This is a genomic window from Pseudomonas sp. 13B_3.2_Bac1, from assembly GCF_025466205.1.
GTDB lineage: Bacteria > Pseudomonadota > Gammaproteobacteria > Pseudomonadales > Pseudomonadaceae > Aquipseudomonas > Aquipseudomonas fluorescens_H.
The window spans coordinates 1-20,902 of sequence record NZ_JANLOG010000079.1; the positions used below are offsets into that span (position 1 = coordinate 1).

Consider the following 20,902-nt stretch of genomic DNA (forward strand, 5'->3'; position numbering starts at 1 on the left):
CCTGAAGGGCGCTACTTATTTATCGGTCAACGCAAACTGCGTCAGACAGAAAGTAGGGATGCCCATATCTTCCAGACGCTGCGAACCCCCCAGCTCCGGCAGATCAATGATCGCCGCCGCTTCATGCACCCGCGCGCCCATGCGGCGGATCAGGTTGGCGGCTGCGATCAGCGTGCCACCGGTGGCAATCAGGTCATCGAACATCACCACCGAATCGCCTTCGCACAGGCTGTCGGCGTGCACTTCGAGGAACGCTTCGCCGTATTCGGTCGCATAACCCTCGGCCAATACGTCCGCCGGCAGTTTGCCCTGCTTGCGGAACAGCACCAGCGGCTTGTTCAGTTGGTAGGCCAGCACCGAGCCGATCAGGAAACCGCGCGCATCCATCGCGCCGATGTGGGTGAAGTCGGCTTCCACATAACGGTGGGCGAAGCTGTCCATCACCAGGCGCAGGGCCTTGGGCGACTGGAACAGTGGGGTGATGTCGCGAAAGATCACGCCCGGTTTCGGGAAGTCGATCACGGGGCGGATCAGGGATTTGATGTCGAAGGAGTCGAAGACCATCGTCGAGGTGTCCTGGCAGGGCTGCAAACGGCGCAGTATACCCGCGGCTGAAACGCTTCGCTCAACCGCGGATCGAGATCAGCCTTCGAGCGAGCCGCCGGCCAGGGCGCAGAGCTGGATCGGGTCGAGGATGTGGATCTCTTTGCCCTCGGCGGCGATCAGTTCGTTCTGCTGGAACCGGGTGAACACCCGCGACACGGTTTCCACCGCGAGGCCCAGATAGTTGCCGATTTCGTTGCGTGACATGCTCAGGCGGAACTGGTTGGCCGAGAACCCGCGAGCGCGGAAACGTGCCGACAGATTGACCAGGAACGTGGCGATGCGCTCGTCGGCGGTTTTCTTCGACAGCAGCAGCATCATTTGCTGGTCGTCGCGGATCTCGCGGCTCATCACCCGCATCAACTGACGGCGCAGCTGCGGCAGTTGCAGGGCCAGTTCGTCGAGGCGTTCGAAGGGAATTTCACAGACCGAGGTGGTTTCCAGCGCCTGGGCCGACACCGGGTGTTTCTCGGTGTCCATGCCGGACAGGCCGACCAGTTCGCTCGGCAGGTGGAAACCGGTGAGCTGTTCTTCGCCGCTGTCGCTCAGGCTGAAGGTCTTCAGGGCGCCGGAGCGTACTGCATAAACGGAATCGAAAGTGTCGCCCTGGCGGAACAGGAACTCGCCCTTTTTCAGCGGGCGGCCACGTTTAACGATTTCGTCCAGCGCATCCATGTCTTCCAGATTCAGAGAAAGTGGCAGGCAGAGAGGAGCCAGGCTGCAATCCTTGCAATGGGCCTGGTTGTGAGCGCGCAGTTTAACTGGCTCGGACATTTCTTAAATCCTTGTGGGAAAACACACATAAGCCGTAAGGGTAACCCACGGGAGGACATTCAGGCCAGTCTGCGGCGAGTTTGTCCCACGGGCGTAAAGCCGCAGGGCAAGTGGCCGATAAAGGGGTATCACCACGCATGCAAGGAATCGCTTCGATGGCTGCCATTGACACGCTGAACCCCGGTAACAGCGGCGTTGCGTCTGTACCGAGCACCGCCAGGACGGTGTCCGGCGACGAGCAGGATGCCGACTCGGCGTCGCTGGCAACCCCGACCTTGGTCGAGGGTGTCAAAGTGTCGCTGTCCCATGCCTCGATCGAAAAAGCCTTCAGCGCCGGTGGCGAGAACAGCGACATCGAAGACAGTGGCCTGCCGGAAAACGTCCAGCAATTGCTGAAGATGATCCGCAAATTGCAAAAGGAAATCGCCGAGAAGAAAGCCCGGATGGCGGCGGTCATGGCTGACAAGAGGCTGACCAACGAAGCCAAGGTCAACATGCTCGCCGCGCTGCGCGGTGCCATCGCCGCGCTGAATACCGGGCTGATCAGCGCCAACTTGGCCCTGTCCAAAGTCATGGACCAGTCCGGCCTCACCTCCGAGCAGAACCTCACGCTCGGCTCACTGCTGACGAAAAACTAGATCACCCGCGAAAAGCGCTGCCGGTTCTGCTGTTCCAGATACGCGTCGAACACCATGCACACCGAGCGCACCAGCAGGCGTCCGGCCGGCAGCACTTCGATCCGCTCGCGTTCCAGATTGATCAGCCCATCGTTGGCCATGCCTTGCAGTTGCGGCCACAGCGCGCCGAAGTAACCCTGAAAATCGATGTTGAACGCCTGCTCGATTTCGGCGAATTCCAGGCTGAAATTGCAGATCAGTTGCTGGATCACCGCGCGGCGCAGGCGATCGTCGGCATTGCACACCAGGCCCCGGCTGGTCGCCAGTTGCGCGGCGGCAAGGGTGTTCTGGTACTGATTAAGATCGCTATTGTTCTGGCAGTAGAGATCGCCGATCTGGCTGATCGCCGACACCCCCAGACCAATCAGATCGCAATGGCCGTGTGTGGTGTAGCCCTGGAAGTTGCGCTGCAGGGTCTGTTCTTCCTGAGCGATTGCCAGCTCATCATCGGGCAGCGCGAAGTGGTCCATGCCGATGTAGCGGTAGCCGGCGGCGGTCAGTTGTTCAATGGTGCGCTGAAGCATTTCCAGTTTTTGCGCAGGGCTTGGCAGTTCGTGGCTGTTGATCCGCCGCTGCGGCATGAAGCGCTCCGGCAAGTGCGCGTAGTTGAACACCGAGAGCCGGTCCGGTTGCAGGCTGATGACTTCCTCGACGGTGCGCGCGAAGTTTTCCGGGGTCTGCTTGGGCAGGCCATAGATCAAGTCGATGTTGATCGAGCGAAATTGCAGGGTGCGCGCCGCGTCGATGACTGCGCGGGTCTCCTCAAGGCTTTGCAGGCGATTGACGGCGCGTTGCACCGCCGGATCGAGGTCTTGCAGGCCGATGCTGACCCGGTTGAAACCCAGTTCACGCAGCAGGCCCATGGTCGACCAGTCGGCCTCGCGTGGGTCGATCTCGATGCCGTAATCGCCGGAATCGTCATCCAGCAGATTGAAGTGTTTGCGCAGGTGCGCCATCAACTGGCGCAGTTCGTCGTGGCTGAGGAAGGTCGGGGTGCCGCCGCCGAAGTGCAGTTGCTCGACTTTCTGCGTCGGCTCGAGATGGCAGGCGATCAACTGGATTTCTTGCTCCAGCCGTTGCAGATATGGCTGTGCACGGCCGCGATCCTTGGTGATGACCTTGTTGCAGGCGCAGTAGTAACAAATGTTCGCGCAGAACGGCACGTGCACGTACAGCGACAACGGGCGCAACGCCTTGCGGCTGTCGCGCAGGGCGTGGAACAGGTCGAAGGTGCCGACCTGACTGTTGAATTGCACGGCCGTCGGGTACGAGGTGTAGCGCGGCCCCGCCAGGTCGTAGCGGCGGATCAGATCAGTGTCCCAACGAATGGCGTCGAGCATGCGGGCATTCCCCCGGATAGGCTGGCAGTGTGGCGAGTCTATCGGGGTGCGGCGACGGGGCTCTTGATTTGCATCAACGGCGTATTGGTAATGACTGCTTTTGTGGCGAGGGAGCTTGCTCCCGCTGGACTGCGCAGCAGGCCCCTGGTTTTGCTGTCAAATCGGGAGGGGCGCTTCGCACCCCAGCGGGAGCAAGCTCCCTCGCCACAGTTTTAGTGACCCATCAGCCAATGTTGGTGTGGGCCGGGCAAGGTCCAGATGCCGAACAGAATCACCAGCAAGCCCCCGGCCATGCGCACGCTGCGTTTGCGCAGCAACGTCGTCACCCGCTCGGCCGCCAGCCCTGTGGCGAGCAGCACCGGCCACGTCCCCAGCCCGAACGCCAGCATCAACAGCGCACTGTCCAGCGCATTGCCCTGGCTCGCCGACCACAGCAGCGTGCTGTAAACCAGTCCGCAGGGCAGCCAGCCCCATAGTGCGCCGAGCAGCAACGCGCGGGGCAAACTTGACACCGGCAGCAGCCGATTGGCCACCGGCTGAATGTAACGCCACAACCCGCGACCCAGGCTTTCGATGCGGGTCAGGCCGCTCCACCAGCCGGCCAGATACAGGCCCATCGCAATTAGCAGCAACCCGGCGAGGATGCGCATGAACAGCGCCGCCGGGCTGTTCGCCACCGCCCAGCCAGCCAGGCCGATCAGCAATCCAGCGGTCGCGTAACTGAGGATGCGCCCCAGGTTGTACGCCAGCAGCAGACGAAACCGCCGGCTGCGCTGTTCCTTCGGAATCGCCAGAGTCAACGCGCCCATCAGGCCGCCGCACATGCCCAGGCAATGCCCGCCACCGAGCAGGCCGAGGATCAGCGCCGAGACCAGCAGGGGCGCCAGCTCAAGCATGGGGTGGGGCCTTGTCGTCCGGTTTGTCGGATTTGGCTTCGTCCACGGCGGCGGTGTGGTTCGGGTCCTGATCGTCGAACAGGATGCTGTGGGCCGGGCCGTCGAGGTCGTCGTACTGCCCGCTGTCCACCGCCCAGAAGAAGATGTACACGGCGATGGCCACGATCAGCAGGGCGGCCGGGATCATCACGTAAAGAGCTGGCATCGGTACTCCAGGGCCGTGCGGCTCAGGCCGGCAACGGGCGGGTTTCTGAACGGGTGCCGGCAACCGGCGCGCTCGGCAGGCGAGTCAGGCGCAGGGCGTTGAGCACCACGGTCAACGAACTGATCGACATGCCGACCGCGGCCCACACCGGAGTGATCCAGCCGAGGGCGGCGAACGGCAACATGAGGCCATTGTACAGCGCCGCCCACAGCAGGTTCTCGATGATTACCCGACGGGTTCTGCGCGCTAGCGTGAAGGCTTGCACCAGCGCGTCGAGACGGTTGGACAGCAGCACCGCGTCGGCACTGGTTTTCGCCAGATCCGTGGCCGAACCCATGGCCACGCTGATGTCGGCAGCGGCCAGCACCGGTACGTCGTTCACGCCATCGCCGAGCATCAGCACTTTACGGCCTTGAGCGTGCAGTTGTTGCAGCACTTGCAGTTTGTCATCCGGGCGCAGACCGCCACGGGCCTCGTCGATGCCCAGTTCGGCGGCGACGCTGGCGACCATCGGCGAGCTGTCGCCGGACAGCAGCAGCGTGCGCCAGCCTCGGGCCTTGCACGCGGCGATCAGGGCGGGTGCGTCGTCGCGCAGGCGGTCGTCGAGAACGAACCATGCCAGCGGCCCTTGATCGTCTCCAAGCAGCAGCCATTGGCCCGGTTCATCCGGCATCGCCGGCAAAGGTGCGCCGCTGAGGTCGCAGACGAAGTCGGCCTGCCCGATGCGCAAGCGCTGTGCGTCGACCAATCCTTCTAGCCCAAGCCCTGGCGTGCTGTGCACTTCCTCGGCGGCCAGTGGCGCACGCCCGAAGGCGCGGGCTATCGGGTGTTCCGAACGGTTTTCCAGAGCGGCGGCCAGGCTCAGGCACTGGTCGCTGTTCAACGTGCCCAGTGGGCGAATCGAACGCAAAACCAGTCGTCCTTCGGTGAGGGTGCCGGTCTTGTCGAAGATCACCGTGTCGATCTGGTTCAGGCCTTCCAGCACGTGGCCGCGCGTCAGCAACAGGCCGAGTTTGTGCAGGGTGCCAGTGGCAGCGGTCAACGCCGTCGGGGTCGCCAGCGATAGCGCGCAAGGGCAGGTCGCGACCAGCATCGCCAGGACGATCCAGAACGCCCGTGACGAGTCCAGCTGCCACCACAACAGGCCGATGGCCGCCGCTGCAATCAGCGACAACAGCAGGAAACATTGCGCGGCACGGTCGGCGATTTCCGCCAGCCGCGGTTTCTCGGCCTGGGCGCGATCAAGCAGGCGGACGATGGCCGACAGGCGTGTGTCCTGACCCAGCGCCAGCACCTCGACGGTCAACGCGCCTTCGACGTTCAGCGTGCCAGCGGTGACCGCATCGCCGAGGGTGCGCGGTTGTGGCAGGTATTCACCGGTCAGCAGCGATTCGTCGATGCTCGACTGGCCGTCGAGGATCTTGCCGTCCGCCGGCAGGATCGAACCCGGTTGCACCAGCACCCGGTCACCCAGGCGCAATTCGCTGAGCAGAATGCGTTCGCTCTGGCCATTGGCGTCGAGGCGCAGGCACGAGGCTGGCAGCAGGTTCACAAGCTGCGCGGTGGCAGCGGCGGTGCGTTCGCGGGCGCGTCGCTCCAGATAGCGCCCGGCAAGGAGAAACAGCGCGAACATCCCGACCGCATCGAAGTACAGCTCGCCGACCCCGGTGATCGAGGTCCAGATCCCGGCGATGTAGGCACTGCCGATCGCCAGCGACACCGAGACGTCCATGGTCAGATGCCGGGTGCGCAAATCGCGCATGGCGCCCTTGAAGAACGGCGCGCAGCTGTAGAACACGATCGGCGTGGTGAGGAACAGCGCGACCCAACGCAGGATCGTGTGCAGTTCGGGGCTGAGGTCGATGTTGAATTCCGGCCAGGTCGCCATGGTCGCCATCATTGCCTGGAACCACAGCAATCCGGCGACGCCGAGTTGGCGCAGCGCCAGACGGTTTTCGCTGGCCAGTTGTTCGCTGGCGCGGTCGGCCTGATACGGGTGGGCGGCGTAACCGATGTGGCGCAGTTCGGCGAGGATCTGGCTCAGTGGCAATTGCGCATCCGCCCATTGCACATGCAGGCGATGGTTCGACAGATTGAGCCGCGCCTCGGCCACGGCCGGCAGAGTGCGCAGGTGTTTCTCGATCAGCCAGCCGCAGGCGGCGCAACTGATGCCTTCCATCAACAGGGTGGTTTCGGCGAGTTCGCCCTCATGACGGACGAAAGGTTTTTGCACGTCGGCGCGGTCGTACAGCGCCAGTTCATCGGTCAATTGCACCGGCAGTGCTTCGGGGTTGGCCGAAGCTTCGCTGCGATGCTGGTAATAGCTTTCCAGACCACCGGCGACGATGGCTTCGGCCACAGCCTGACAGCCGGGGCAGCAGAACTCGCGGGACTCCCCGAGCACGACGGCGGTGAAGCGGCTGCCCGACGGGACGGGCAGAGCGCAGTGGTAGCAGGGGAGTGGGGTGGTCATTTAGTTGGCCATAAAAGCGATATTGGCAAAACTGACTTGGCTTTTGTGGCGAGGGGATTTATCCCCGATCGGCTGCGTAGCAGTCGTTAAGCTTGCGCGCGCAATGCCTGAAAGAAAGCAGGGGGCGCTGCGCGCCCCATCGGGGATAAATCCCCTCGCCACAGTGCAGATTTTTATTTATCCAGGTCTTCGGCGCCCTGCAGCGGTTCGTCACCGAGCAGCAGATCCTTGTCATGGCTGACCTGTTCCTCTTCGAACATGCGCCATACGTGGTCGTCCTGAGTGCCCAGCAATTCGACAAAACGCCGGCCTTCGACCTTGTCGCCCAACTGGCCGATGTAACGGCCGGTTTCGGTTTCGCTGCGGGTCAGGACGATCTTGCGATCCTTCTCCGGCTGGGTCGGCGAGATCAGGTTCAGTTCCAGGGTTTTCGGCTGGCTGTCACCGCTCAGGCGCAGATCGACTTCGCCAGTGACGTCATCCAGATGCACGTTGGCGCGCATCTTCAGATTCTGCGCCAGCAGTTCGCGATCCAGTGAACGATTGATGCCTTTGCCGGCCTCGTAGTAGTTGTCGTTGACCAGGTTGTCCGGGTTGTTCACCGCAATGGTCACCATCGACAGGGTCAAGGTCACCGAACAGGTCAGGATCCCGATGATGATCCATGGCCAAAGGTGCTTGTACCAAGGGCTTGCGGCGTTTGCTGCGGGCATGTTCAGTTCTCTCAACGGGTTTGTGGGCCGATGAATCGGCTCTTGGCTTCAACGTGGACGCTGTCGTCGTCGGCATCCTTGAGGATGAATTTCACCTCGTTGGTGCTCGACGGCAATTGTTCCGGTGCGCTCGACAACTCCACCGGCATGCTGAAGATTTCGCCGGCCGGCACCTTGATCTCGCGTTTGCCCTGCAGGCGCAGATCCGGCAGACCGGCGGCCTCCAGCACGTAGGTGTGGTCGCGCTGATCCTTGTTCATGATCTTCAGGCTGTAGACGTTTTCGATCCGGCCTTCGGCGTTTTCGCGGTACAGCACGCGGTCCTTGCTGACGTCGAACCCGACCAGTGAGCGCATGAAGAACGCGGTGACCAAAAGACTGATCATCGCCAGCAGCACTACCGCATAGCCGATCAGGCGTGGCCGCAGTTTATGGGTTTTCTGTCCGGAGAGGTTGTGTTCGGTGGTGTAGCTGATGAGGCCGCGCGGGTAGTCCATCTTGTCCATGATGGCGTCGCAGGCGTCGATGCACGCGGCGCAACCGATGCACTCGATCTGCAGACCGTCACGAATGTCGATGCCGGTCGGGCACACCTGAACGCACATGGTGCAATCGATGCAATCGCCCAGCCCCAGGGCCTTGTAGTCGACACCTTTCTTGCGCGGGCCACGGCTTTCGCCGCGACGCGGATCGTAGGAAACGATCAGCGTGTCCTTGTCGAACATCACGCTCTGGAAGCGTGCGTACGGGCACATGTAGATACACACCTGTTCACGCAGCCAGCCGGCATTGCCGTAGGTGGCGAGGGTGAAGAACCCGACCCAGAAATACGACCAGCCATCGGCCTGGCCGGTGAAGAACTCGAACACCAGTTCGCGGATCGGCGAGAAGTAGCCGACGAAGGTCATGCCGGTGACGAAACCGATCAGCAGCCAAAGCGAATGCTTGGCGAGTTTGCGCAAAAACTTGTTGCCGCTCATCGGCGCTTTATCGAGCTTGATGCGCTGGTTGCGGTCGCCTTCGGTGACCTTCTCGCACCACATGAATATCCATGTCCACACGCTTTGCGGGCAGGTATAGCCGCACCAGACGCGGCCTGCGTAGACGGTGATAAAGAACAGGCCGAACGCCGCGATGATCAGCAGGCCGGACAGCAGGATGAAATCCTGCGGCCAGAAGGTCGCACCAAAGATGAAGAATTTACGCTCCGGCAGGTTCCACCACACCGCCTGATGCCCGCCCCAGTTCAGCCACACCGTACCGAAATACAGCAGGAACAGCGCGGCGCCGCCCACCATCCGCAGATTGCGGAACAGGCCGGTGAAGGCACGGGTGTAGATTTTTTCTCGGGAGGCGTAAAGATCGACGCTGTTGTTCGCGTTTTTGCTCGGTGGTGTGACGTCGTGTACCGGAATCTGGTTGCTCATCATTGCATCCCACGGCAGTGGAAAAACGCCTCGGTCGATACGTGCCGACCGCGGTCAGAAAGGGGTGTTGCAGTGGCGCAATGATACGCCTGTCGCTCTGGCTCAAGGGTGCGACCTTTGGTCGCGTTGGGAAAAAAGCGTTATTGGTGTAGCGAATGCAGCAAAGCCTGATGCAGATCAATTGACTTGATGAGTATGGACAGTTTTCGCGCTGTCGCTCGCTCATTGTTCCCATGGATTGATCAGGGCGACACCGCTCGACTGGAAATCGCCGACGTTACGAGTGACCACCGTGAGCCCGTGCACCAGGGCAGTGGCGGCGATCAATGCATCGCTTTCATTGGTCTGGTCGGGCACATGCAGGCTGGCGCAGCGTAGTGCAACCGCAGCATCGACCGGCAGGATTCGTGTTTCGAAGGCCGGCATGACGTGACGCGTCAGCCAGCTGCGCAACAGCTTTCCTTGAGCAGGATCACGCCGTTCCATTCGTAGTACCCCGGTTTCCAGTTCTTTCAAGGTAATGGCCGAGATGTACAGGCGCGGTGCGATGACGCTTTTGGCCCAACTGACGACATTGGCATCGGCTTGCGGCTTGCGAAGTTCGGAAATCACATTGGTGTCGAGTAAATACATCAGGACAGATCCACAGGACGATGAATGATGACTGCGCGCTCGGTTTCGAAATCGATGTCGGCAGCCTCCGGCATGACCAGCAAGTCGACAATGCTGGCGTTTGCACCGCTCAGTTTCTGAAATTCCTCAATGCTCAACAGTACGTGAGAGGCCTTGCCACGGTCGGTGATGATCACTGGACCCAGACGTGCAGCCTTTTTGGCGCCGCTGGTGTCCTGATTGAATTCACGGCTTGAGATGGTGGTGATTGCCATCATGGTAGACCTCTCGCAATACAGGTGTAGCAACGTTACTACTTCGCCTTCGGTGCGGCAATCGAGGAGGACCGGGCTCAGCCGTCCGTTGGTCGGTCCCTGGCTGGCGTCAGTCGAGCCGGCCTCGCCAAAGGTGGAGACCGGCTCGGGTTTATTCAGACCTGACTTCAAGACTCAGGGAAGCCTGCCGCCGCCCAGGCTGTCGAGGCTGCCGGTATTTCTGTGGGGTTTTGTGGTGTGGCGGGATTCGGGTTGCAACGGATTGCCCAGTGTCACGGCAATCGATTCCGCGGGGTGATCTGATGCTTCGATTGCGTGATTGTTATCAGAGAGGTTCTGATCATCCGAGAGACGGTTCTTGTCGTCATTCAACATAGTGGCTTCATCCTTGAAGTTGCTCCGATGCGGATCATCGGGCTGTGGAAGACCCTACAGAGCATTGTTGATCGAGTCCATCAGGCATGTGTCTCAAAGTATTAATTTCAATAACTGTGCCGATGTTGCAGAAATATCATTAGTTAATTGAAGGCTTTTAATTTTTTATTGTTTTCGAATAGCTTTGCGGCTGTTCTGCAGCGTACTAGTTGCATGTTCATGTTTTGATGGTTAACTAAATAGTGGAGTGTTATGAGAATCAAGGAAGTTAAAAAGCTTTTCGCGTGTCTGTGCCTGTTGTCACTGACTTCTTTGGCCAGTGCCAACGAAAGTGCGCCGCAACACATGGTATTCGCCTCGGATCCGCAATACCCGTGGACGGAAAAATCGGACAGTGGTGAAGATGAATCGAGCGCGGATTTCGAAAAGCGCGCGAAATGGCTGGTGGAAACCCAGTTCGCGAGTATTGCCCAGTTCCGCAACGAGATGGGCGGGCAGGCTGCAGTACCATTGATGATCAATGGTGACATGACCGCGTTCGGCCATGGCTGGCAGCGTTCTTATGTCGGATCGATGCTGAAGAAATACTTTGGCGATCACGTGCTCTACGGATTGGGTAATCATGATTATCAGAACAATGTGAATGACTGTTTCAGTGAGAACTGCGCCGCGGGCAGTATTGTTGATTACCGTGATCATCATGTCGATAAAGTCGACCAGTTCGATCTGGAAGTGAGCGGCAGTTTTCTGAATAAACACTATCTGGGTAGTCTGGCTTATTCAAAGAATATCGGTGAAGTGCATCTGGTGCAGTTGAACAATGAGCCGACTTATGCGGTGAAGATTTCTCACGCGTTGAATCCGACCACATTCGACATCAGGGCGTCGCTGGACTGGCTGGAGAATGATTTGCGAATAGCGCGAGCGCAGGGCTACGCGATCATTATCAACATGCACAAACCCTATGAATGGAAAGGCAGTTGGGATCAGCAGAAGCGCTTTCGCGACATGATCGAAAAGTATCAGGTGACGGCGATGTTCGCCGGCCACTTCCACGACGAGGGTGGTAGCCAGACCTATATGGGGAGCGTGCCGATGTTTCTCAGCGGTTCAGCTTCTCAGCAGACGTACCTGACCGCCACTTTTTCCAAGGACCGCAAGCAATTGGAGGTGAGTCTGGTCGAGGACAATCAGTGGCGCAAACGTACACCGGTGGCCACCGTGCCGGTGAAGTCGATCTGGGCCAGTGCCCCATAAAAAATCCCCCGCCAGAGCACTGGCGGGGGATTCTTCATTGCATCAAGCCCTGGCTTTACTGCGCCTCGGCTTCCGGCGCTTTTTCACCGTGGGACAGGCTGTAAACGTAAGCCGCCAGCAGGTGGACCTTGTCGTTGCCTTGCAGTTGTTCCTGCGCAGGCATCTGGCCCTGACGGCCGTAACGGATGGTCTGCTGCAGTTGCGCGAAGCTCGAACCGTAGATGAACGCGGCCGGGTGGGTCAGGTTAGGCGCGCCCATCGCCGGGGTGCCTTTGCCTTCGGGACCGTGGCAGGCCACGCAGTTGGCGGCGAAGAGTTTCTGGCCGTTGGCCGGGTCAGCCTTGGTGCCTTCCGGCAGTTTACGGCCATCAAGTTGAGTCACCACGAAGGCTGCGACGTCGGCTACACCTTGTTCGCCAATGACTTCGGCCCAGGCCGGCATCACTGCGTGACGACCGCCCATGATGGTGGTCTTGATGGTTTCCGGCTCGCCACCCCAGCGCCAGTCGGCGTCGGTCAGGTTCGGGAAGCCATAGGCGCCCTTGGCGTCGGAACCGTGGCACACCGAGCAGTTGGAGGCGAACAGACGGCCACCCATCTTCAAGGCTTGCGGATCCTTGGCAACTTCTTCGATCGGCATCGCCGCGAACTTGGCGAAGATCGGACCGAACTTGGCGTCCGAGCGGGCCATTTCCTTTTCCCATTCGTGCACGCCGGTCCAGCCGGTCTTGCCGTTGGCGAACGCGGTCTGCTTGTCGTTATCGAGGTAGTTGTAACCCGGCAGCAGACCTTTCCAGTTGCCCAGGCCCGGGTACAGCACCAGATAACCCAGGGCAAACACGATGGTGCCCACGAACAGCATGAACCACCATTTCGGCAGTGGGTTGTCGTACTCCTCGATCCCGTCGAAGGAGTGGCCGACCGTTTCGTCCGTCTGTTCGCTGCGCTGGCCCTTGCGGGTCGACAGCAGCAGCCAGGTCAGGGCGAAGATCGTACCGAGACTGAGGACTGTGACGTACAGACTCCAGAATGTAGTCATTCTTTGTTACTCCTAGAAGCTTGCTCGACGTGCTTGATGGCTTCGGGATCATCCGCAAAAGGCAGCAAGGTTGCGTCTTCAAACTCCGACTTGCGCTTGGGGCTGAACACCCACAGCGCCAAACCGATGAAGGCCACCATCACGACAACGGTGCCCAGGCCTCGAATCATCCCGATATCCATTAAGAATCACCGTTTGCTTTTGATGATGGTGCCCAGGCCCTGAAGGTAGGCCACCAGCGCGTCCATTTCGGTTTTGCCCTTCACGGCATCTTTTGCACCGGCGATGTCTTCGTCGGTGTAAGGGACGCCGAGCGTGCGCAACACTTCCATTTTCTTGGCCGTGTCTTTGCCGTCGAGCTTGTTTTCCACGAGGAACGGGTAAGCCGGCATTTTCGACTCAGGCACCACGTTGCGCGGGTTGTACAGGTGCGCACGGTGCCAGTCATCGGAGTAACGACCGCCGACACGAGCCAGGTCCGGGCCGGTACGCTTGGAACCCCACAGGAACGGATGGTCCCAGACGCTTTCACCGGCGACCGAGTAGTGGCCGTAGCGTTCGGTTTCAGCGCGGAACGGACGGATCATCTGCGAGTGGCAGCCGACACAACCGTTGGCGATGTAGACGTCGCGGCCTTCCAGTTCCAGCGCTGAGCGCGGCTTCATGCCTTCGACCGGCTTGTTGGTGACGTCCTGGAAGAACAGCGGAACAATCTGGGTCAGGCCGCCAATGCTGACGGCGATGACCATGAAGAAGGCCAGCAGGCCAATATTCTTCTCGACAGCTTCATGCTTCATCAGTGAGCTCCAACGACAGCGATCTGGGCAGCGGCTTCGGCTTCAGCCGGGTTCGAGGCGCGCACGGTGCGCCAGACGTTGTAAGCCATCAACAACATGCCGCTGGCGAAGAATGCACCGCCCAGGGCACGGACGATGTAGCCCGGGTGGCTGGCCTGCAGCGCTTCGACGAACGAGTAGGTGAGGGTGCCGTCATCGTTGATTGCACGCCACATCAGACCCTGAGTGATGCCGTTGACCCACATCGAAGCGATGTACAGCACGGTACCGATGGTCGCGAGCCAGAAGTGCGCGTTGATCAGGCCGACGCTGTGCATCTGCGCACGACCGAACAGTTTCGGGATCATGTGGTAGATCGCGCCGATCGAAATCATCGCCACCCAGCCCAAAGCGCCGGCGTGGACGTGGCCGATGGTCCAGTCGGTGTAGTGCGAGAGCGAGTTGACGGTCTTGATCGCCATCATCGGACCTTCGAAGGTCGACATGCCGTAGAACGCCAGGGAAACCACGAGGAAGCGCAGAATCGGGTCGGTGCGCAGCTTATGCCAGGCGCCCGACAGGGTCATCATGCCGTTGATCATGCCGCCCCAGCTTGGCGCCAGGAGGATGATCGACATCGCCATGCCCAGCGATTGTGCCCAATCCGGCAGTGCGGTGTAGTGCAGGTGGTGCGGGCCGGCCCAGATGTACAGGGTGATCAGCGCCCAGAAGTGCACGATCGACAGGCGATAGGAGTAGATCGGACGTTCGGCCTGTTTCGGCACGAAGTAGTACATCATCCCGAGGAAGCCGGTGGTCAGGAAGAAGCCCACGGCGTTGTGGCCGTACCACCACTGGATCATCGCGTCGGTCGCACCGGCATAGGCCGAGTAGGACTTGAAGAAGCTGACCGGCAGGGACGCGTGGTTGACGATGTGCAGCATCGCGGTCACGACGATGAACGCGCCGTAGAACCAGTTACCGACATAGATGTGCTTGGTCTTGCGCTTGGTGATGGTGCCGAAGAACACCAGCCCGTAGGAGACCCAGACAATGGCCAGCAGAATGGCGAGCGGCCATTCCAGCTCTGCATATTCCTTGGTGGTGGTGTAACCCAGCGGCAAGGTAATGATTGCGCCGACGATCACCGCTTGCCAGCCCCAGAAAGTGAAGGCGGCGAGGCTGTCGGAGATCAGTCGCGTCTGGCAGGTTCGCTGCACGACATAGTAGGAAGTGGCAAACAGTGCACAACCACCGAAGGCGAAAATCACCAGGTTTGTGTGCAACGGGCGCAGGCGTCCAAAGCTCGTCCACGGCAGACCGAAGTTCAACTCCGGCCAGACCAGTTGCGAGGCGATGAAGACACCGAGCCCCATGCCAAGGATCCCCCAGACCACCGTCATGATGGCGAACTGGCGGACTACCTTATAGTTATAAGCAGTCGGACTGATTGCTGTGCTCATTCTAAGGTTCCACGGTTTGGGTGTTTTATTAGGATTAAAATCGGCCGCAAGTATGCAGAGAGCAGGGGGTCATTGCAACGCGCCATGATCTGGGTCAATGCTTTCCAACGCTGATTCTGCGGCCTTTCCATACGCCGCGTAAGGACAAAATTGGCCTCGGACAAAATGTCGCAGCGGACGAAAAAAGCGAGGGGTTCAGGTCAGTTGTAACGGGGTGTGTTCGAACGCGCTGATCGGGTGACGGACGGTCATCGACGCGACAGCCGGTATCTACCGGGCTTTGCGCCCTGTCAGTCAGGCGATTTGTCGAACACATCGCTCAAGGTCGACCTGGAACCGGCACGGGCCAGTCCGCATCGAGCAAGCGTAGACCCGAATCGGAGGATTCGAAAGGAGAGGGTGTGACGGGGTGCGACAATGCGTCGCAAAGGGGCGGGATGCTGCCGCACCGAGAACGGTGCGGCAGATATGTACGCAATGCTTATTGCTTGTTGTCTTCAGTAATCAGTTTTTCTGTATTCAATCCATGGCTAAGGCTGTACACATAAGCTGCGAGCAGTTGCACTTTATCGTTGCCCAACAGTTCGTTCTGTGCCGGCATATGGCCTTGGCGACCGTGGCGGATGGTCTGCTCCAGCTGCGTCAGACTCGTACCATAAATAAATCCGGCCGGGTGCGTCAGATTCGGCGCACCCATGGCTTCAGTGCCGTGGCCGGTTGCCCCATGACAGGCTACGCAGGTGGTGCTGAACGCTTGCTGTCCGGCTTGCAGGTCCGCCTTGCTGTCGGCGGGCAGTGGCAGGCCGGCCAGTTCGTGACGCACATACGCCGCGACGTTCTTCACCCCGGCTTCACCCAGCACGTCGCCCCAGGCTGGCATTGCCGCCATCCGGCCACCCATGATGGTGGTCTTGATGGTCTCGGCATCGCCGCCCCAGCGCCAATCGCTGTCGGCCAGGTTAGGGAAGCCGAAAGCGCCCTTGGCGTCGGAACCGTGACACACCGAGCAGTTGGAAGCGAACAGCCGGCCACCCATTTTCAGCGCCTGCGGATCCTTCGCCACTTCTTCCACCGGCATGGCGGCGAATTTGGCGAAGATCGGCCCGAATTTGGCGTCGGCCTTGCTCATTTCCTTTTCCCACTCGTGGACGCCGGTCCAGCCGTCCTCGTAGCCGGGCAGGATGCCTTTCCAGTTGCCCAGGCCCGGATACAGGATCAGATAGCCCACGGAGAACACCAGCGTGCCGGCGAACAGCATGAACCACCACTGCGGCAGCGGGTTGTCGTACTCCTCGATGCCGTCGAAGCTGTGGCCCATGGTCTGGTCGACGCTGCCCTTGGTCTCGCCCCGACGCGTGCCGATCAGCAGCCAGGTCAGGCCGATCAGGCTGCCGATGGTCAGTACGCAGATCCACGTACTCCAGAAGGTGGTCATGGCCGAGTACTCCTTGTTTCAGATACTGGTTGGGTGTCGGGTTGCGGCTCGTCGGCGAACGGCAGCAGGCGCGCTTCGGCAAACTCCGGGGTGCGCTTGCGGTTGAACACCCAGATCGTCAGGCCGACGAAGGCGACGAACACCACGACGGTGCCGAGGCCGCGAATCAGCCCTGCACTCATTTCAATGATCATCGTGCTCACCTCTTGCTCTTGATCGCAGTGCCGAGCACTTGCAGGTAGGAGACGAGGGCGTCCATTTCGGTCTTGCCCTTGAGGCTGGCGACCGCGCCGCTGATGTCATCGTCGGTGTACGGCACGCCGAGGGTGCGCATGGTCTTGAGCTTGGTTTCGGTGTGGCTGCTGTCGACCGCTTGCGTCACCAGCCACGGGTAGGCCGGCATCTTCGACTCGGGCACGACGTTGCGCGGGTTGTACAAGTGCGCGCGGTGCCAGTCATCCGAGTAACGCGCGCCGACCCGGGCCAGATCCGGCCCGGTACGTTTCGAGCCCCAGAGGAACGGGTGATCCCACACGCTCTCACCGGCCACCGAGTAGTGCCCGTAGCGTTCGGTTTCGGCACGGAACGGGCGGATCATCTGCGAGTGGCAACCGACGCAGCCTTCGCGGATGTAGATGTCGCGGCCCTCCAGTTGCAGCGCGGTGTAGGGCTTCATGCCTTCCACCGGTTTGTTGGTGACGTCCTGGAAGAACAGCGGGACGATCTGGGTCAGGCCGCCGATGCTCACGGCGAACACCATCAGCAGCATCAACAGGCCGACGTTCTTTTCAATCGTTTCGTGTTTCATGGCGGACTCCTCAGGCCATCTGCGCGGCAGCAACGACGTCAGCAGGCTGCGAGGCCCGCACGGTGCGCCAGGTGTTGTAAGCCATCAGCAACATGCCGCTGAGGAAGATCGCCCCACCCACCAGACGCACGATGAAGCCTGGGTGGCTGGCCACCAGGGTTTCGACGAAGGAGTAAGTCAGCGTGCCGTCCTCGTTGACTGCGCGCCACATCAGGCCCTGGGCGATGCCGTTGACCCACATCGAGGCGATGTACAGCACGGTGCCGATGGTCGCGAGCCAGAAGTGCGCGTTGATCAGGCCGATGCTGTGCATCTGCTCTTTGCCGAAGACTTTCGGGATCATGTGGTACAGCGCGCCGATCGAGATCATCGCCACCCAGCCGAGCGCGCCGGCGTGGACGTGGCCGATGGTCCAGTCGGTGTAGTGGGAGAGGGCGTTGACGGTCTTGATCGCCATCATCGGCCCTTCGAAGGTCGACATGCCGTAGAACGCCAGCGAGACCACGAGGAAGCGCAGGATCGGGTCGCTGCGCAACTTATGCCACGCGCCCGAGAGGGTCATCATGCCGTTGATCATGCCGCCCCAACTCGGTGCCAGCAAAATCAGCGACATCACCATGCCCAGCGACTGCGCCCAGTCCGGCAGTGCGGTGTAGTGCAGGTGGTGCGGGCCGGCCCAGATGTACAGAGTGATCAGCGCCCAGAAGTGCACGATCGACAGGCGATACGAATACACCGGACGTTCGGCCTGTTTCGGCACGAAGTAGTACATCATCCCGAGGAAACCGGCGGTGAGGAAAAAGCCCACGGCGTTGTGGCCGTACCACCATTGCACCATCGCGTCGGTCGCACCGGCGTACACCGAGTAGGACTTGGTGAAACTCACCGGCAACTCAAGGTTGTTGACGATGTGCAGAATCGCCACGGTGATGATGAACGCGCCGAAGAACCAGTTGCCGACGTAGATGTGCTTGGTCTTGCGCTGCATGATCGTGCCGAAGAACACGATGGCGTAGGCGACCCAGACGATGGTGATCAGGATGTCGATCGGCCATTCCAGCTCGGCGTATTCCTTGGAGCTGGTGTAACCCAGTGGCAGGCTGATCGCTGCCAATAGAATCACAAGCTGCCAGCCCCAGAAGCAGAACGCGGCGATTTTCGGCGCGAACAATTGCGTCTGGCAGGTGCGTTGTACCGAGTAGAACGAACTGGCGAACAGCGCACAGCCACCGAAGGCGAAGATCACCGCGTTGGTGTGCAGCGGGCGCAGACGGCCGAAACTGGTCCAGGGCAAATTGAAGTTGAGTTCGGGCCAGACCAATTGGGCCGCGAGAAAAACCCCGAGCCCCATGCCGACGATGCCCCATACCACCGTCATAATGGCGAATTGGCGGACCACCTTGTAGTTGTAGGCGGTACTGATAGAAGTGTTCATGGTTCCCCATCCACGGTTCAGCCGAAGTGAGCGCGCGCAAGACGCCGCGAATCCTTCGTCTGGAGTTATAGGCAGACTAAAAGCGAGGCAAGCATGGACAAACAGCACAAGGCCAGTATTGACGGGGATCAATGGGCGCAGTGCGTGCGGGATCATGGGTGGTTGTGGGATGCCGCTGTTGGCGAGGCTTCGGCGACTGTGATCCTGGCGCATGGGGCGGGGGCGCCGATGGACAGTGAGTGGATGACTGATATGGCTGGGCGCCTTGCTGCATTGGGCGTGAACGTGTTGCGGTTTGAGTTTCCTTATATGGCGCAGCGGCGGGTGGATGGCAGTAAACGGCCGCCTAATCCGGCGCCGAAACTGCTTGAGTGCTGGCGCGAAGTGTTCGCTGAAGTGCGACGTCATGTCGCTGGGACTTTGGCCATCGGTGGTAAGTCCATGGGCGGGCGGATGGCCAGTCTTTTGGCTGACGAATTGGACGCCGATGCGCTGGTTTGTCTGGGGTATCCGTTTTATGCGGTGGGGAAACCGGAGAAGCCGCGGGTTGAGCATTTGGCTGGGTTGAAGACGCGGACTTTGATTGTGCAGGGGGAGCGGGATGCGCTTGGCAATCGGGACGCTGTCGAGGCTTATGATCTATCGCCGAGTATTGAGGTGTTTTGGTTGGCCTCTGGGGATCATGATTTGAAGCCGTTGAAGGTTTCGGGGTTTACGCATTCGGATCATTTGGCTTCGGCGGTGGAGAAGGTTGCCGGGTTTCTTCGTTGAGGTTTGGTTGGGGGTGTATATCCGTTGCTGCGGTAACGGCCACTTAGGGTTTCGCCCTGACGGCGACTCACTTTTTTTACAAACGCCTAAAAAAAGTAAGCAAAAAAACGCTTGCTCCTGCGTTCGGCCCGCTCGCTGGGGCTCGGGGTCCCTTCGCTCCGGGATTGATCCGGGGGCAGCGCCTCCGGTTTGCTTCGCTGCACCTCCTCTCGCTGTGTTTGGCTGCGCCAAACGGTCGCTGCGCTCCCACCCCCGGATCAATCCCTCCACTCAGCCTTCCGACGTCGCCCGTGGATCAAGATCAAAAGCTGCAGCCGAGCTTGCGCTCATCCTGTGTAGGAGCTGCCGAAGGCTGCGATCTTTTGATCTTGATCCTGATCTTGTGAGAGCAGGCTTGCCAGCGATGGCGGCCTACGACCCGACCATTCACTTACTGATACACCCCATCCAACTGTAGGAGTGAGCCTGTTCGCGATGGCGTTCTGATACCTGGCCAATATCCTGCAGACTGCATGCAATCCCTGTGGGAGCTGGCTTGCCAGCGATGACGGCCTGACAGCCGACCATTCCCTTCCTGACGCACCCAGTCCAAATGTGGGAGCGAGCTTGCTCGCGAAAGCGGCCTGCCAGACACCATCAAAATATCAGGAAAAACCCGACACTCCCTGCGCATAAACGTAACCTCGCAAGCACGTTTAAAGTACACGAACCGTTACGCCATAACGGCTACAACACCTTGCGCCGTTACCTACGCGTACGCCAGAATCCGCCGGCTTACGCGGCTATGGGCCGGGCTATATCGTTTCCCTGTCACTGAAAATCAGTGATCGGGTTTGGTAGCCCGTCTGTAATAGCTGTATGGCAACACCTATTCAGTCTCTTTCTTGAGGCTCGGTTTTATGGTGGTCATGCGTGGGGCTCGTTCGCGAGCGCCGGGTTCCTATTGCAGCCGGTCTACCAACCCGCGTATGGCCGCCACCCATCGTTTGGTAGCGTGGGTGATGGCTCCTTGGAATCTGCGATAGGAGTTACATCCATGTTCAAAGCCACGCCCAATCCACCAAAAACTGATCCAACCCCTCACCACCCCGAGTTTGAGTCGCAAAAGACAAAAGACGCCGCCGACCGCGCACTCGACTTTTACCTCGGCCCCGATATCCCGAAGTACTTCCCACCCAAGGCCCGCCCCATCTACATGGTCGATCCCACGCTCGATGACGAAACACTGCTCGTCGAAGCCAGTGAATCACTGTCATCAGCCAACGCCATGGCCGGCAATATCGCCAACTCGGTGAAAGGTCCGGAGCGCAAACCGCTGCTGGCATTGCAACAGGTGATCATGCTGAACGAGCTGTTGGTCAATCGACTGCTGGATAAGCTGAAGTTGTCTCAATAATTTTGCTGGCCGTTATGGCCTCATCGCGAGCAGGCTCACTCCTACAGAGGATCGTCGCCGGGCACATGCTCTGTGATTACCGCAGTTCAACAGTGGGAGCGAGCCTGCTCGCGAAAGCGGTCTGCCAAGCGCCATCAATTTCAAATAGGCAA

Annotated in this window: 23 protein-coding genes; 4 read left to right on the plus strand and 19 right to left on the minus strand. The window is 60.1% G+C overall.

Features of this window, described 5'->3' with window-relative positions; genetic code table 11:
- Nucleotides 1-15 precede the first annotated feature (15 nt).
- Both NTD85_RS12965 and fnr read right to left on the minus strand, forming a co-directional pair.
- Nucleotides 16-564, minus strand: a complete 549-nt coding sequence (locus NTD85_RS12965) for an adenine phosphoribosyltransferase (RefSeq protein ID WP_003223345.1) — start codon at nucleotides 562-564, stop codon at nucleotides 16-18.
- A 78-nt stretch (nucleotides 565-642) separates the two neighbouring features.
- A complete protein-coding gene (gene fnr / locus NTD85_RS12970) occupies nucleotides 643-1,377 on the minus strand; it encodes a fumarate/nitrate reduction transcriptional regulator Fnr (protein WP_003223347.1) in 735 nt (244 codons plus the stop codon).
- Between the two features lie 155 nt (nucleotides 1,378-1,532).
- On the opposite strand from fnr, the gene NTD85_RS12975 reads away from it, so the two are divergent.
- Nucleotides 1,533-2,015 (plus strand): hypothetical protein, encoded by a 483-nt coding sequence (locus NTD85_RS12975; protein ID WP_262142335.1) that lies wholly within the window; start codon nucleotides 1,533-1,535, stop codon nucleotides 2,013-2,015.
- Here the strand turns inward: NTD85_RS12975 and hemN are convergent.
- The 9 genes from hemN to NTD85_RS13020 form a co-directional block, all read right to left on the minus strand.
- A complete protein-coding gene (gene hemN / locus NTD85_RS12980) occupies nucleotides 2,012-3,394 on the minus strand; it encodes an oxygen-independent coproporphyrinogen III oxidase (RefSeq protein WP_262142336.1) in 1,383 nt (460 codons plus the stop codon). The two genes, NTD85_RS12975 and hemN, sit on opposite strands and share 4 nt — an antisense overlap.
- Before the next feature lie 212 nt (nucleotides 3,395-3,606).
- A complete protein-coding gene (locus NTD85_RS12985) occupies nucleotides 3,607-4,290 on the minus strand; it encodes a sulfite exporter TauE/SafE family protein (protein WP_262142337.1) in 684 nt (227 codons plus the stop codon).
- On the minus strand, nucleotides 4,283-4,495 hold the full coding sequence (ccoS, locus tag NTD85_RS12990) for a cbb3-type cytochrome oxidase assembly protein CcoS (protein WP_103521523.1): 213 nt from the start codon (nucleotides 4,493-4,495) through the stop codon (nucleotides 4,283-4,285). The genes NTD85_RS12985 and ccoS overlap by 8 nt, the downstream gene beginning before the upstream one ends.
- A 22-nt stretch (nucleotides 4,496-4,517) precedes the next feature.
- Nucleotides 4,518-6,968, minus strand: a complete 2,451-nt coding sequence (locus tag NTD85_RS12995; RefSeq protein ID WP_262142338.1) for a heavy metal translocating P-type ATPase — start codon at nucleotides 6,966-6,968, stop codon at nucleotides 4,518-4,520.
- Nucleotides 6,969-7,141: 173 nt separating this feature from the next.
- Nucleotides 7,142-7,681 carry a FixH family protein gene (locus NTD85_RS13000; protein WP_103485065.1) on the minus strand — a complete coding sequence of 180 codons (540 nt, stop codon included), beginning with the start codon at nucleotides 7,679-7,681 and terminating at the stop codon, nucleotides 7,142-7,144.
- 11 nt (nucleotides 7,682-7,692) lie between these two features.
- Complete coding sequence (ccoG, locus tag NTD85_RS13005) at nucleotides 7,693-9,108, minus strand: cytochrome c oxidase accessory protein CcoG (protein ID WP_003223360.1); 1,416 nt, start codon at nucleotides 9,106-9,108, stop codon at nucleotides 7,693-7,695.
- A 222-nt stretch (nucleotides 9,109-9,330) separates the two neighbouring features.
- A complete protein-coding gene (locus NTD85_RS13010) occupies nucleotides 9,331-9,741 on the minus strand; it encodes a type II toxin-antitoxin system VapC family toxin (RefSeq protein WP_262142339.1) in 411 nt (136 codons plus the stop codon).
- Complete coding sequence (locus NTD85_RS13015) at nucleotides 9,741-9,995, minus strand: type II toxin-antitoxin system Phd/YefM family antitoxin (protein WP_045122727.1); 255 nt, start codon at nucleotides 9,993-9,995, stop codon at nucleotides 9,741-9,743. Before NTD85_RS13015 ends, NTD85_RS13010 begins: the two co-directional genes overlap by 1 nt.
- 174 nt (nucleotides 9,996-10,169) lie before the next feature.
- Complete coding sequence (locus NTD85_RS13020; protein ID WP_262142340.1) at nucleotides 10,170-10,370, minus strand: hypothetical protein; 201 nt, start codon at nucleotides 10,368-10,370, stop codon at nucleotides 10,170-10,172.
- A gap of 252 nt (nucleotides 10,371-10,622) precedes the next feature.
- Between NTD85_RS13020 and NTD85_RS13025 the strand changes: the two genes are divergently transcribed.
- Complete coding sequence (locus NTD85_RS13025) at nucleotides 10,623-11,627, plus strand: metallophosphoesterase family protein (RefSeq protein WP_262142341.1); 1,005 nt, start codon at nucleotides 10,623-10,625, stop codon at nucleotides 11,625-11,627.
- Between the two features lie 55 nt (nucleotides 11,628-11,682).
- On the opposite strand, the gene ccoP (NTD85_RS13030) is transcribed toward NTD85_RS13025, so the two are convergent.
- The 8 genes from ccoP (NTD85_RS13030) to ccoN (NTD85_RS13065) all read right to left on the minus strand — a co-directional run bounded on the left by ccoP (NTD85_RS13030) (nucleotide 11,683) and on the right by ccoN (NTD85_RS13065) (nucleotide 18,583).
- Entirely contained in the window at nucleotides 11,683-12,666 is a 984-nt protein-coding gene (gene ccoP, locus NTD85_RS13030; RefSeq protein WP_003223372.1) for a cytochrome-c oxidase, cbb3-type subunit III, read from the minus strand.
- The gene (locus tag NTD85_RS13035) at nucleotides 12,663-12,848 is read right to left on the minus strand and encodes a CcoQ/FixQ family Cbb3-type cytochrome c oxidase assembly chaperone (RefSeq protein WP_003175465.1); all 186 of its coding nucleotides are present in this window, start codon (nucleotides 12,846-12,848) and stop codon (nucleotides 12,663-12,665) included. The genes ccoP (NTD85_RS13030) and NTD85_RS13035 overlap by 4 nt, the downstream gene beginning before the upstream one ends.
- Nucleotides 12,849-12,854: 6 nt before the next feature.
- On the minus strand, nucleotides 12,855-13,463 hold the full coding sequence (gene ccoO, locus NTD85_RS13040) for a cytochrome-c oxidase, cbb3-type subunit II (protein WP_003223378.1): 609 nt from the start codon (nucleotides 13,461-13,463) through the stop codon (nucleotides 12,855-12,857).
- Entirely contained in the window at nucleotides 13,463-14,905 is a 1,443-nt protein-coding gene (ccoN, locus tag NTD85_RS13045) for a cytochrome-c oxidase, cbb3-type subunit I (protein WP_003223381.1), read from the minus strand. The genes ccoO (NTD85_RS13040) and ccoN (NTD85_RS13045) overlap by 1 nt, the downstream gene beginning before the upstream one ends.
- Nucleotides 14,906-15,386: 481 nt before the next feature.
- On the minus strand, nucleotides 15,387-16,340 hold the full coding sequence (ccoP, locus tag NTD85_RS13050) for a cytochrome-c oxidase, cbb3-type subunit III (RefSeq protein WP_003223384.1): 954 nt from the start codon (nucleotides 16,338-16,340) through the stop codon (nucleotides 15,387-15,389).
- Nucleotides 16,337-16,534 (minus strand): cbb3-type cytochrome oxidase subunit 3, encoded by a 198-nt coding sequence (locus NTD85_RS13055; RefSeq protein ID WP_262142342.1) that lies wholly within the window; start codon nucleotides 16,532-16,534, stop codon nucleotides 16,337-16,339. The genes ccoP (NTD85_RS13050) and NTD85_RS13055 overlap by 4 nt, the downstream gene beginning before the upstream one ends.
- Before the next feature lie 5 nt (nucleotides 16,535-16,539).
- A complete protein-coding gene (gene ccoO, locus NTD85_RS13060) occupies nucleotides 16,540-17,148 on the minus strand; it encodes a cytochrome-c oxidase, cbb3-type subunit II (RefSeq protein ID WP_003223389.1) in 609 nt (202 codons plus the stop codon).
- 10 nt (nucleotides 17,149-17,158) lie between these two features.
- Nucleotides 17,159-18,583, minus strand: a complete 1,425-nt coding sequence (ccoN, locus tag NTD85_RS13065; protein WP_201138267.1) for a cytochrome-c oxidase, cbb3-type subunit I — start codon at nucleotides 18,581-18,583, stop codon at nucleotides 17,159-17,161.
- Between the two features lie 93 nt (nucleotides 18,584-18,676).
- On the opposite strand from ccoN (NTD85_RS13065), the gene NTD85_RS13070 reads away from it, so the two are divergent.
- Both NTD85_RS13070 and NTD85_RS13075 read left to right on the plus strand, forming a co-directional pair.
- Nucleotides 18,677-19,354 (plus strand): alpha/beta family hydrolase, encoded by a 678-nt coding sequence (locus tag NTD85_RS13070; RefSeq protein WP_262142343.1) that lies wholly within the window; start codon nucleotides 18,677-18,679, stop codon nucleotides 19,352-19,354.
- Between the two features lie 1,036 nt (nucleotides 19,355-20,390).
- Nucleotides 20,391-20,750 (plus strand): DUF6124 family protein, encoded by a 360-nt coding sequence (locus NTD85_RS13075; RefSeq protein WP_262142344.1) that lies wholly within the window; start codon nucleotides 20,391-20,393, stop codon nucleotides 20,748-20,750.
- Nucleotides 20,751-20,902 lie beyond the last annotated feature (152 nt).